Annotated in this window: 14 protein-coding genes; 12 read left to right on the top strand and 2 right to left on the bottom strand. The window is 59.7% G+C overall.

Annotation, left to right across the window (positions count from 1 at the left end; translation table 11 throughout):
* The first annotated feature begins 2 nt into the window (after window positions 1-2).
* From kdsA to ispD, 4 genes are all read left to right on the top strand, one after another.
* On the top strand, window positions 3-848 hold the full coding sequence (gene kdsA / locus C6382_RS19620) for a 3-deoxy-8-phosphooctulonate synthase (RefSeq protein WP_107026008.1): 846 nt from the start codon (window positions 3-5) through the stop codon (window positions 846-848).
* 154 nt (window positions 849-1,002) lie between these two features.
* Window positions 1,003-2,292 (top strand): phosphopyruvate hydratase, encoded by a 1,290-nt coding sequence (gene eno / locus C6382_RS19615; protein WP_107026007.1) that lies wholly within the window; start codon window positions 1,003-1,005, stop codon window positions 2,290-2,292.
* A 163-nt stretch (window positions 2,293-2,455) separates the two neighbouring features.
* Window positions 2,456-2,734 (top strand): cell division protein FtsB, encoded by a 279-nt coding sequence (ftsB, locus tag C6382_RS19610; RefSeq protein ID WP_038613966.1) that lies wholly within the window; start codon window positions 2,456-2,458, stop codon window positions 2,732-2,734.
* On the top strand, window positions 2,731-3,438 hold the full coding sequence (gene ispD / locus C6382_RS19605; RefSeq protein WP_107026006.1) for a 2-C-methyl-D-erythritol 4-phosphate cytidylyltransferase: 708 nt from the start codon (window positions 2,731-2,733) through the stop codon (window positions 3,436-3,438). Before ftsB ends, ispD begins: the two co-directional genes overlap by 4 nt.
* A gap of 43 nt (window positions 3,439-3,481) precedes the next feature.
* Here ispD and C6382_RS19600 read toward each other — a convergent pair whose 3' ends face one another.
* Entirely contained in the window at window positions 3,482-4,378 is an 897-nt protein-coding gene (locus C6382_RS19600) for a LysR substrate-binding domain-containing protein (RefSeq protein ID WP_107026005.1), read from the bottom strand.
* A gap of 106 nt (window positions 4,379-4,484) precedes the next feature.
* On the opposite strand from C6382_RS19600, the gene C6382_RS19595 reads away from it, so the two are divergent.
* From C6382_RS19595 to rpoS, 8 genes are all read left to right on the top strand, one after another.
* Window positions 4,485-5,597, top strand: coding sequence for an S-(hydroxymethyl)glutathione dehydrogenase/class III alcohol dehydrogenase (locus tag C6382_RS19595; protein WP_107026004.1), 1,113 nt, complete (start codon window positions 4,485-4,487; stop codon window positions 5,595-5,597).
* Between the two features lie 8 nt (window positions 5,598-5,605).
* Window positions 5,606-6,454 (top strand): S-formylglutathione hydrolase, encoded by an 849-nt coding sequence (gene fghA, locus C6382_RS19590; protein WP_107026003.1) that lies wholly within the window; start codon window positions 5,606-5,608, stop codon window positions 6,452-6,454.
* Window positions 6,455-6,530: 76 nt separating this feature from the next.
* Entirely contained in the window at window positions 6,531-7,004 is a 474-nt protein-coding gene (gene ispF / locus C6382_RS19585) for a 2-C-methyl-D-erythritol 2,4-cyclodiphosphate synthase (protein WP_107026002.1), read from the top strand.
* Window positions 7,001-8,059, top strand: a complete 1,059-nt coding sequence (truD, locus tag C6382_RS19580; protein ID WP_107026001.1) for a tRNA pseudouridine(13) synthase TruD — start codon at window positions 7,001-7,003, stop codon at window positions 8,057-8,059. The genes ispF and truD overlap by 4 nt, the downstream gene beginning before the upstream one ends.
* Window positions 8,047-8,796: a 5'/3'-nucleotidase SurE gene (gene surE / locus C6382_RS19575; RefSeq protein ID WP_107026000.1), complete on the top strand. Its 750-nt coding sequence runs from the start codon at window positions 8,047-8,049 to the stop codon at window positions 8,794-8,796. The genes truD and surE overlap by 13 nt, the downstream gene beginning before the upstream one ends.
* Window positions 8,796-9,473, top strand: a complete 678-nt coding sequence (locus C6382_RS19570) for a protein-L-isoaspartate(D-aspartate) O-methyltransferase (RefSeq protein ID WP_107025999.1) — start codon at window positions 8,796-8,798, stop codon at window positions 9,471-9,473. The genes surE and C6382_RS19570 overlap by 1 nt, the downstream gene beginning before the upstream one ends.
* Before the next feature lie 179 nt (window positions 9,474-9,652).
* Window positions 9,653-10,528 (top strand): peptidoglycan DD-metalloendopeptidase family protein, encoded by an 876-nt coding sequence (locus C6382_RS19565; RefSeq protein ID WP_107025998.1) that lies wholly within the window; start codon window positions 9,653-9,655, stop codon window positions 10,526-10,528.
* A 107-nt stretch (window positions 10,529-10,635) separates the two neighbouring features.
* On the top strand, window positions 10,636-11,643 hold the full coding sequence (rpoS, locus tag C6382_RS19560; RefSeq protein WP_038613944.1) for an RNA polymerase sigma factor RpoS: 1,008 nt from the start codon (window positions 10,636-10,638) through the stop codon (window positions 11,641-11,643).
* 531 nt (window positions 11,644-12,174) lie between these two features.
* On the opposite strand, the gene C6382_RS19555 is transcribed toward rpoS, so the two are convergent.
* Window positions 12,175-12,252 (bottom strand): integrase core domain-containing protein (locus C6382_RS19555; protein WP_146146908.1); only part of this gene is annotated, 78 nt, incomplete at its 5' end.

The raw sequence follows: 12,252 nt of genomic DNA, 5'->3' as shown, positions 1-12,252 counted from the left end.
TCATGACCCAGAAGATCATTCGCGTCGGTAACATCGAGATCGCCAACGACAAGCCGTTCGTCCTGTTCGGCGGCATGAACGTGCTGGAGTCCCGTGACCTGGCCATGAAGGTCTGCGAAGAGTACGTGCGGGTTACCGAGAAGCTCGGTATCCCTTACGTGTTCAAGGCCAGCTTCGACAAAGCCAACCGTTCGTCGATCAACTCCTACCGTGGCCCTGGCCTGGAAGAGGGGATGAAGATCTTCGAAGAGATCAAGCGCACCTTCAATGTTCCGCTGATCACCGATGTTCACGAACCACACCAGGCGCAAGCCGTGGCAGAGGTTTGTGACATCATCCAGTTGCCGGCCTTCCTGTCGCGCCAGACCGACCTGGTGGTGGCCATGGCCAAGACCGGCGCGGTGATCAACATCAAGAAGGCCCAGTTCCTCGCGCCTCAGGAAATGAAACACATCCTGACCAAGTGTGAAGAAGCCGGTAACGATCAATTGATCCTCTGCGAGCGTGGTTCGAGCTTCGGCTACAACAACCTGGTGGTGGACATGCTCGGCTTCGGCATCATGAAGCAGTTCGAGTACCCGGTGTTCTTCGACGTGACCCATTCCCTGCAGATGCCGGGTGGTCGCGCCGATTCCGCTGGCGGCCGTCGTGCCCAGGTCACCGACCTGGCCAAGGCCGGTCTGAGCCAGGGCCTGGCCGGGCTTTTCCTCGAAGCCCACCCGGACCCGGACAACGCCAAGTGTGACGGTCCGTGTGCCCTGCGCCTGGACAAACTGGAGCCATTCCTGGCCCAGCTCAAGCAACTGGACGATCTGGTGAAGAGTTTTCCGACGGTAGAAACCGCGTAATCCTCAATTCTCCGGTAAAGTACCCCCCGTTCAACCTCTGACCCTCGGGTCAGGGGTTTGCTTTCGCCAGGCCTGCCTGTTTCAAACTGCCCGGCGAGCGGCAAAGATTTTTCTCAGCTGCGTTGTTTTCGTCAATTCTGGAGTGCTTACAACAATGGCAAAAATCGTCGACATCAAAGGTCGTGAAGTTCTCGATTCGCGTGGTAACCCTACCGTAGAAGCGGACGTACTGCTCGACAACGGCATCATCGGTAGCGCCTGCGCGCCGTCCGGTGCTTCCACTGGCTCGCGCGAAGCGCTGGAGCTGCGTGATGGCGACAAGAGCCGTTACATGGGCAAGGGCGTACTGAAGGCTGTCGCCAACATCAACGGCCCGATCCGCGATCTGCTGCTGGGCAAAGACCCGGTTGACCAGAAAGCTCTCGACCGCGCCATGATCGACCTGGACGGTACCGAGAACAAGGCCAAGCTGGGCGCCAACGCCATTCTGGCTGTATCCCTGGCTGCTGCCAAAGCCGCTGCCCAGGATCAGGACCTGCCGCTGTACGCGCACATCGCCAACCTCAACGGCACCCCAGGCCAGTACTCGATGCCAGTGCCGATGATGAACATCATCAACGGTGGCGAGCACGCCGATAACAACGTCGATATCCAGGAGTTCATGGTTCAGCCGGTTGGCGCCAAGACCTTCTCTGACGGTCTGCGTATGGGCACCGAAATTTTCCATCACCTCAAAGCTGTGCTCAAGGCCCGTGGCCTGAACACCGCTGTAGGTGATGAAGGCGGTTTCGCGCCTAACCTGGCTTCCAACGAAGACGCCCTGGGCGCCATCGCTGAAGCTGTGGCCAACGCCGGCTACAAGCTGGGCACCGACGTGACTCTGGCCCTGGACTGCGCGGCCAGCGAATTCTACGAAGACGGCAAGTACAACCTGTCTGGCGAAGGCAAGTCGTTCGACGCTGAAGGTTTTGCCGAGTACCTGAAAGGCCTGACCGAGCGTTTCCCGATCATCTCGATCGAAGACGGTCTGGACGAGTCCGACTGGGCTGGCTGGAAGATCCTCACTGACAAGATCGGTGCCAAGGTGCAACTGGTTGGTGACGACCTGTTCGTGACCAACACCAAGATCCTCAAGGAAGGCATCGACAAGCAGATCGGCAACTCGATCCTGATCAAGTTCAACCAGATCGGCTCGCTGACCGAAACCCTGGAAGCCATCCAGATGGCCAAGGCTGCCGGTTACACCGCAGTGATCTCGCACCGTTCGGGCGAAACCGAAGATTCGACCATTGCCGACCTGGCCGTGGGTACCGCTGCCGGCCAGATCAAGACTGGTTCGCTGTGCCGTTCCGACCGCGTCTCCAAGTACAACCAGCTGCTGCGTATCGAAGAGCAACTGGGCAGCAAGGCTGTGTACCGTGGTCGTGCCGAGTTTCGCGGCTAAGCAAGAGATGGTAAAAAGACAGCAACCAAGGTTCGCTGAACAGTCATACTGACAGTTCAGCAACTTGTTGCGGCAGGTCTGTGTGCACAAAGCCTGGCTTCGGCCAGGCTTCGTGCCATCAGTGCCCTGCAGAGGTGGCGGTCTTTTTCCACTGGATACCCTGATGCGCAGTCCCTATTGGTTGTTCCTCGTTCTGCTCCTGCTGCTTGGTGGCCTGCAGTATCGCCTGTGGGTGGGCAATGGCAGCCTGGCCCATGTCACCGAACTCAAGCAACAGATTGCCGACCAGCACGCCGAAAACGAGCGTCTGCTGGAACGTAACCGTGTGCTTGATGCTGAAGTACTGGAGTTGAAAAAAGGTATGGAAACCGTCGAAGAACGGGCTCGCCATGAACTGGGTATGGTCAAGGAGGGTGAAACCCTCTACCAGCTTGCCCAATGAACCAGACCTTGCCGGCCTTCTGGGCCGTGATCCCCGCCGCGGGCGTTGGTGCCCGCATGGCTGCCGACCGGCCCAAGCAGTACCTGCAATTGGGCGGGCAGACCCTTCTCGAGCATAGCCTCGATTGTTTTCTCGACCATCCCTGTGTCAAAGGGGTGGTGGTCAGCGTTGCCGCTGACGATCCTTACTGGCCTGGCTTGCGCTGCGCCAGTGACCCACGCATTCAGCGTGCCGCCGGTGGCCAGGAGCGCGCCGATTCGGTGCTCAATGCCTTGCTGCTGCTGCATTCCCAGGGCGCGGCTGACAGCGATTGGGTGCTGGTACACGATGCCGCCCGCCCGAACCTGGCGCGCAGCGACCTGGACCGTTTGCTGTTCGAACTTGCCGACGATCCGGTAGGTGGTCTGTTGGCCGTGCCGGCCCGCGACACCCTCAAGCGCGCCGACGCCAACGGGCGGGTCAGCGCCACCATTGACCGCAGTACCGTGTGGCAGGCTTATACCCCGCAGATGTTTCGTCTGGGCACATTGCACCGGGCCCTGGCCGATAGTCTGGTGGCGGATGTGGTGATCACCGATGAGTCCTCGGCCATCGAGTGGGCGGGGCAGGCGCCGCGCCTGATTGAGGGGCGTAGTGACAACATCAAGGTGACCCGGCCGGAAGACCTGGAGTGGCTGCGTCAGCGCTGGGCCAAGCGCGGCTGAATACAGCGGGCCTGTAGGCGCCGGCATTGCCGGCGAAGTTTTTTCAGCCCGCGCGATACTCAGGCAACAGCGCCAACCCCTCACGCAAATAGTCCACCAGCTTGCGCACCTTCGGTGACAGATGCCGTTGCTGCGGGTACAGCGCCCACACTGCTGTGTTGGGCGGTTGCTGCGCTTCAAGCAACGAAATCAGCGCCCCGGTCTTCAAGTGCTCAAGCACGTAATAGTCTGGCAGCTGACACAACCCCATGCCCTGCAGTGCTGCATCCAGCACCGCCTGGCCGCTGTTGCAGCGCCAGTTGCCTTGCACCCTGAGAGCTTGCTCACGACCATCCTGCTGCAGCGTCCAGATATCCGAGCTGCCGATCAGGCAATTGTGCCGAGCCAGTTCCGACACGCTGTGCGGTCGACCGTAGTGCTCCAGATATGCCGGCGAGGCGCACAGGTACATGCGCCGCGGAGCCAGGCGCGTTGCAACCAGGCGCGAATCCTGAAGGCGGCCCAGGCGAATGGCCAGGTCCATGCCTTCATGGAGCAGGTCAAGGGTGCGATTGCTCAGTTCGACATCGACCCGCAGTTGCGGGTACAGCGCCATGAAGCGCGTCACCAGCGGCACGATGAAGCGCTCGCCATAGGCCACCGCGCAGGTCATGCGCAGCAAGCCTTTGGGCTCACTGGTGAGATCGCCCATGGCGCGCAAGGCTTCCTCCCGGCCATCCTGCAGACGCTGGCAATGCTGCAGAAACGTCTGTCCAGCTTCGCTCAAGGTCACTTTGCGCGTGCTGCGGTAAAGCAGGCGAGTTTGCAGGCGGTCTTCCAGTCGGGCGATCTGGCGGCTGATATGTGAAGACGAAACCCCCAGGCGTTCGGCCGCAGCGGTGAATTGGCCCGATTCGGCCACTGCGACAAACTCGTCGATACCTTCCCAGCGGCTACTCATGGATTATCCCTATACAGCAATAATGTTTTGTCTTTGTCCTGATTATTAATCAAATGATGATGAATTACACTTCGAGCTTGAACTGACCCCTTGCTGGAGAAGATTGATGATCAAGTCCCGTGCCGCCGTTGCCTTCGAGGCCAAGAAACCGCTGGAGATCGTCGAAGTCGACGTGGCCATGCCCAAGGCGGGTGAAGTGCTGTTGCGCGTTGTTGCCAGCGGTGTCTGCCACACCGATGCCTACACCCTGTCCGGTGCGGACCCTGAAGGTATCTTTCCATCGATCCTGGGCCATGAAGGCGGCGCGATCGTCGAGGCGGTGGGTGAGGGCGTCACCTCGGTGGCGGTGGGTGATCATGTGATCCCGCTGTATACCCCTGAGTGCGGCCAGTGCAAGTTCTGCCGGTCCGGCAAGACCAACCTGTGTCAGGCCATTCGCGCGACTCAGGGCAAAGGCCTGATGCCTGACGGCACCACGCGTTTCTCCTACAAGGGGCAGCAACTGTTCCACTACATGGGGACTTCGACCTTTTCCGAGTACACCGTGCTGCCGGAAATTTCCGTGGCCAAGATCCAGAAAGAAGCGCCGCTGGAGAAGGTCTGTCTGCTCGGTTGTGGTGTCACCACCGGCATCGGCGCGGTGCTCAATACCGCCAAGGTCAAACCGGGCGATACCGTGGCCATCTTCGGTCTCGGTGGCATCGGCCTGTCGGCGATCATTGGTGCGGTCAAGGCCAAGGCTGCGCGGATCATTGCCGTGGACATCAATCCGGGCAAGTTCGAAATCGCCAGGCAACTGGGCGCCACCGATTGTGTCAATCCCAAGGATTACGACCGCCCGATCCAGGACGTCATCGTTGATCTCACCGACGGCGGTGTGGACTTCTCCTTCGAATGCGTAGGCAACGTACAACTGATGCGCGCCGCGCTGGAATGCTGCCACAAGGGCTGGGGCGAGTCGGTGATCATTGGTGTCGCCGGCGCGGGTCAGGAAATCTCCACCCGTCCGTTCCAGCTGGTGACCGGCCGGGTCTGGCGCGGTTCAGCGTTTGGCGGCGTGCGTGGCCGCAGCGAGCTGCCGAGCTACGTGGAAATGTCGGAAAAAGGCGAGATCCCGCTGGATACCTTCATCACCCACACCATGGGCCTGGAAGACATCAACAAGGCATTCGACCTGATGCATGAAGGCAAGAGCATTCGTAGCGTCATCCATTTCTGAGGTTTGCCATGAGCCTGGAAAACATTTCCTGCCAGAAGAGTTTCGGTGGCTGGCACAAGCGCTACCGCCATCGCTCCGAGGTGCTTGGTTGTGACATGGTGTTTGCCGTCTACCTGCCGCCGCAAGCGGAGCAGGGCGGCAAACTGCCGGTGCTGTACTGGCTTAGCGGCCTGACCTGCACCGACGAGAACTTCATGCAGAAGGCGGGTGCGCACAAGCTTGCGGCCGAGCTGGGGTTGATCATTGTCGCCACCGACACCAGCCCGCGCGGGCCTCAGGTGCCGGTCGATCCTGAGAGCGCTTGGGACTTTGGCCTCGGCGCTGGTTTTTACCTCAACGCCACAGAACAACCCTGGGCCCAGCACTACCGCATGCATGACTATGTGGTGCATGAGCTACCGAAGCTGGTCGAGGCGCATTTCCCCGCGTCAGATCGTCGCGGCATCAGCGGCCACTCCATGGGCGGCCACGGTGCACTGGTCTGTGCGTTGCGCAATCCCAAGCGTTATCAGTCAGTATCGGCGTTCGCCCCGATCAGCAATCCGATGGATTGCCCCTGGGGCCAGAAGGCCTTCTCCCGCTACCTGGGTGAAGACCGCACACGCTGGCGCGAATGGGATGCCAGTGTATTGATTGCCGAAGCGAAGGAGCGCCTGCCGTTGCTGGTGGACCAGGGGGATCGCGATGATTTCCTCGAAACCCAGCTCAAACCTCAGGTATTGGTCCAGGCGGCGAAGGCTGCCGGTCATCCACTTGAACTGCGCTTGCAGCCAGGTTATGACCACAGCTACTACTTCATCGCCAGCTTTATCGATGAGCACCTGCGTCATCATGGTGTGGCCCTGGGTTTGTTGTAGGCACTGTCTTACAAATCAGCCTAATGCCCGGCAAAGCGGGTAGAATCACGCCCTGACTCAATCAGGGCGTTTTTTTATGCGTATTGGCCACGGCTACGATGTGCACCGCTTCGCGGAAGGCGATTTCATCACCTTGGGTGGGGTGCGCATTGCGCACACGTTCGGGCTACTGGCCCATTCCGATGGCGATGTATTGCTGCACGCCCTGAGCGATGCCCTGCTCGGCGCTGCGGCGCTGGGCGACATCGGCAAACACTTCCCCGACACTGACCCGCAGTTCAAGGGGGCAGACAGCCGTGTGCTGTTGCGTCATGTGGTCAAGATCGTTCAGGCCAAAGGCTGGAAAGTCGGCAATGTCGACGCCACCATCGTCGCCCAGGCGCCGAAGATGGCCCCGCATATCGACACCATGCGCCAACTGATCGCTGAAGACCTGCAGGTCGAGCTGGATCAGGTCAATGTCAAGGCTACCACCACCGAGAAGCTTGGCTTCACCGGTCGCGAAGAAGGCATTGCCGTCCACGCCGTTGCCTTGTTGCTGCCAGCATGACCGAACTGGAACTGCTCGGCCCGCGTGCATCGGGCCCGGCGCTGGGTAGCGCGATTCTCAAGGCCACCGCCGAAGACTTTCAGGTCGATGAAGTCCTCGATATCCCCCTGTCCGGTGCTGGCGAGCACCTATGGTTGTGGGTCGAAAAACGCGACCTCAATACCGAAGAAGCTGCGCGCCGTCTGGCCCGGGCTGCTGGCGTACCGCTGCGCAATATCAGCTATGCCGGCCTCAAGGATCGTCAGGCTCTGACCCGTCAATGGTTCAGCCTGCACCTGCCGGGCAAGGCCGATCCGGACTTGAGCGCGGCGGAAAATGAAACCCTGAGCATCCTCAAGCAGACCCGGCACTCGCGCAAGCTGCAGCGTGGCGCCCATTCGGCCAATGGCTTCACCTTGCGCCTGACCGCGCTGAATGCTGAGCACCCGGCATTGGACGCGCGTCTGGAGCAACTACGCAGCCAAGGCGTTCCCAACTATTTTGGAACCCAGCGCTTCGGCCATGCCGGCGGCAATGTTCACGATGCCCACGACTGGGCCGGGCGTCAGGCCCTGCCGGAACAGCGCAATGTACGTTCACGACTGCTTTCCAGTGCTCGCAGCTATGTGTTCAACCAGGTGCTGGCGCAGCGCGTAGCCGACGGCAGCTGGCAGCACGCTCAGGTCGGCGACCTGTTGGCCTTCACCGATAGCCGTAGCTTTTTTCCGGCCGGCGAAGCGGAGTGTTCCGATCCGCGTCTGGCCATTCTTGACTTGCATCCCACCGGCCCACTCTGGGGCGAGGGGCAGTCAGCCGCCAGCGGCGCCACTGGCGAACTCGAACAGCGCATCGGTGAGCAGCATGCGTCGTTGTGCCAATGGTTGGCGCGGGCGGGCATGAGCCATGAACGTCGCATCCTGCGACTGCCCATTGGCGGCCTGACGTGGCATTATCCCGAGCCTGATATTCTGCAACTGGAATTCGTCCTTCCGGCCGGATGCTTTGCCACCGTCGTGGTGCGCGAGCTTGTTGATCTGGTGTCGGCAGGGCAGACGGACAGCCCATGCGTATTCTGATTTCGAACGACGACGGTGTTACCGCACCCGGACTCGCCGCGCTGCATGCTGCGCTGGCGGACTATGCCGACTGTGTAGTGATTGCCCCGGATCAAGACAAGAGCGGCGCCAGCAGTTCGCTGACGCTCGACCGCCCCTTGTGCCCGCAGACGCTGGCCAACGGCTATATCAGCCTCAATGGCACGCCGACCGATTGCGTACACCTGGGGCTCAACGGTCTGTTGGAGCAAACACCGGACATGGTGGTATCGGGAATCAACCTGGGCGCCAACCTGGGCGATGACGTGCTTTACTCCGGTACGGTGGCCGCCGCCCTCGAAGGGCGCTTCCTCGCTGGTACTTCCTTCGCTTTTTCGTTGCTCTCGCGCCTGCCGGACAACCTGCCGACGGCCGCCTATTTCGCACGCAAGCTGGTTGAGGCGCACAAGACTCTGGAGTTACCGCCGCGAACAGTGCTCAATGTGAATATCCCCAACTTGCCGCTCGAGCATATCCGCGGTGTTCAGTTGACGCGTCTGGGGCATCGCGCCCGCGCTGCGGCCCCGACCAAGGTGGTCAACCCGAGGGGCAAGGAAGGCTACTGGATCGCAGTGGCCGGTGATGCCGAGGACGGCGGCCCGGGCACGGATTTTCATGCGGTGATGCAGGGCTATGTTTCGATCACCCCGTTGCAGCTCGACCGCACGTTCAACGATGCTTTCGAGCGCCTGGATGGTTGGCTGGAGGGGCTGCTCTGATGCGTGAACAGGAGGATCTGATGCGCCATGGTATCGGTTTTACCTCGCAACGAACCCGTGAGCGGCTGATTCAGCGGTTGATCGAAGAGGGCGTGTCCAACCCCAAAGTACTCGATGTGCTGCGGCGTACGCCGCGTCACTTGTTTGTCGACGAGGCGCTGGCACACCGCGCCTATGAAGACACGGCGCTGCCGATCGGCAACAACCAGACGATTTCCCAGCCATTCATGGTCGCGCACATGAGTGAGCTGCTGCTGCAGGCGGGCCCTCTGGACAAAGTGCTGGAGATCGGCACCGGTTCGGGTTATCAGACCGCCATCCTCGCGCAACTGGTCGAGCGGGTGTTCTCTGTGGAGCGCATCAAGGTGCTCCAGGATCGCGCCAAGGAACGACTGACCGAGCTCAATCTGCGTAACGTGGTGTTCCGCTGGGGTGATGGTTGTGAAGGCTGGCCGGCGCTGGCGCCTTACAATGGCATCATCGTCACGGCCGTGGCTCCGGAAGTTCCGCAGGCCTTGCTTGATCAGCTCGCCCCGGGCGGGCGTATGGTCATTCCGGTGGGGCCGACAGGGGACACCCAGCATTTGATGCTGATCGTGCGTGAAGAGCATGGGTTTTCGCAGCAGGTGCTGGGTGCTGTGCGTTTCGTACCGTTGCTGACCGGCCCGCTGGCCTGATCAAGACTTTTTTTCACAGCGGGCGAATTCCTCCGGCATTGTCCTGTCTATCTGGCAGGCTACCCTATGCTGTTGGGGGCACATTTTGCGCACGCCCGGCGTCCGCAAGGCACATGTGCTCGGTTATAATTGAAACAATATTGCATTTTCACAGCAGTCACCATGAGAGGGAGCGGCGGGTGGGTCACACAATCATTCAGCAGCGCAGGGGATTTTCGAGCTTCAAGCTTCTGGTGATTGCACTTGCCGTGGGTTCACTGGTTTCCGGCTGCTCCAGCACATCCAGCAATAGCGCCCGTGTGGTCGACCGCAATGCGCCACCGGTAGCCAAGCGTCCTGCCACGACCAGCGGCCAGTATGTGGTGCGCCCGGGGGACACGCTTTACTCCATTGCCTTCCGTTATGGCTGGGACTACAAGGCCCTTGCAGCGCGCAACAGCATTGCAGCGCCGTATACCATCCGGCCAGGCCAGGCGATTCGCTTCGATGGACGCTCCAACGGGCAGGCCAGCGGCGCCACCACGGTGGTCACCACCTCGTCATCGCCTTCGAGCAAGACCACCATCACCACCCGCCCGGCCGGTACTCCAGCCAAGCCCGTGACGACCACACCAGTGACGCCAGCGCCTGTGGCAACCACTGCCACCACCGCGCCGGTCCAAGTGCCTGCAACTGAGCGAGCAGTGGGTGGCTGGGCATGGCCGGCCACGGGTGTACTGATTGGAAAATTTGCTTCAAACGGCAGTTTGAATAAAGGCATTGATATCGCCGGTGATTTGGGACAGCCTGTTTTTGCTGCGTCTGATGGTTCAGTTGTCTACGCCGGGAGTGGCTTGCGGGGCTACGGCGAGTTGGTCATCATCAAGCACAGCGACACCTACGTCAGTGCCTACGGCCACAACCGCAGGCTTTTGGTTCGGGAGGGACAGCAGGTCAAAGTTGGGCAGACAATTGCCGAAATGGGTTCCACGGGCACAGACCGGGTGAAGCTGCATTTTGAGATTCGCCGCCAGGGCAAACCTGTTGATCCGCTGCAATTCCTGCCGCGTCGTTGATTGCTAGTACCCGGCCTGTTCCTCGCGTAGAGGGGACAGGCTCCAGCGTTGCCAGGGATATCGGCGTCGCTCGAGTCTGAGTTCGAACTCAGCAAAGGACTATAACAATGGCTCTCAGTAAAGAAGTGCCGGAGTTTGACATCGACGATGAAGTGCTCCTGATGGAGACGGGCATCGTTTTGGAAACGGATGTGGTGTCAGACGAACCTGCTGTATCTTCGGTTCGGACCAGGGCTAAACAAGGCTCTACGCTTAAGCAGCACAAGTACATCGATTATACGCGTGCGCTTGATGCAACCCAGTTGTACCTCAATGAAATCGGCTTTTCGCCTTTGCTCTCGCCAGAGGAAGAGGTTCATTTTGCGCGCCTGTCGCAAAGTGGCGATCCGGCCGGACGCAAGCGCATGATCGAGAGCAACCTGCGTCTGGTGGTGAAAATCGCCCGGCGTTATGTGAATCGCGGGCTTTCGCTGCTGGACTTGATCGAAGAGGGCAACCTGGGGTTGATTCGCGCGGTCGAGAAGTTCGATCCCGAGCGTGGTTTCCGTTTCTCCACCTATGCCACCTGGTGGATCCGGCAAACCATCGAACGAGCGATCATGAACCAGACCCGCACGATTCGCTTGCCGATTCATGTGGTCAAGGAGCTCAACGTTTACCTGCGCGCGGCGCGTGAACTGACCCAGAAGCTCGATCACGAACCGTCCCCGGAAGAGATCGCCAGTCTCCTGGAAAAGCCCGTTGGAGAGGTCAAACGCATGCTCGGGCTCAACGAGCGTGTATCCTCGGTGGATGTTTCGCTGGGGCCGGACTCTGACAAGACCCTGCTCGATACCCTGACCGACGATCGCCCTACAGACCCTTGCGAGCTGCTCCAGGATGATGACCTGTCCCAGAGTATCGACCAATGGCTGAGCGAGCTGACTGACAAGCAGCGCGAAGTGGTGATTCGCCGTTTCGGCCTGCGTGGGCACGAAAGCAGCACCCTGGAAGATGTCGGGCTGGAGATAGGCCTGACCCGTGAGCGGGTACGCCAGATCCAGGTCGAGGGCCTCAAGCGCCTGCGTGAGATCCTTGAGAAGAACGGCCTGTCCAGTGAGTCGCTGTTCCAGTAAGCACTGCTTGCAGCAAAGAACGCCTCGACGTGATCGAGGCGTTTTTGTTTGTGGATGAAATGCGCTACTGGGAGGCATTTCCTGTTGTTACCAGGGAAACATCTGGTTTTAGTCGAAAGCGCTCATCGTTGTTGGCACAGTTGTTTTCCGTGTAAGCCTTCGCTTACTTGTTATGTAAGCCATCGCTATAGGCTTTAGTAGAACGTTGTCGTTTTAAGTGTGGTTGATTTTGTAACTTATTGATAAATAACAACTTTGTCGTTTGTTTCAGAGAGGTTTCTGCAGCTTTTTGAGAGATTTGCCCCATTGAAGGAAATGCTGCAGCCGCTAGTATCTCAATTGTGTCTACGGACTGACACAGGCTATCAAGGATGACGGCCAAGGACATCGCAGGACGCGATTCATCAGGATGATGAAAGGGAACAAAGGGACTACGGAAAAAATGTGGGCGGGTTAAACCGCCCCTTTTTTTTGCCTGCAAATGTCTAGTCCTGAAATAGGTTTACACCTTTTCAGGTAGGCCGTTAGGCCTCAGAACGCCCGATGCACCGCATCGGGCGTTTTGTTTTTCAGGGCCATGTGTGGCCGCTCCGTATTGTAGATTTGCAC

The organism is Pseudomonas sp. BBP2017, assembly GCF_003024385.1.
Taxonomy (GTDB): domain Bacteria; phylum Pseudomonadota; class Gammaproteobacteria; order Pseudomonadales; family Pseudomonadaceae; genus Aquipseudomonas.
Note: the sequence above shows the minus strand (reverse complement) of the source record. Positions and strands in the feature narration are given on the sequence as shown.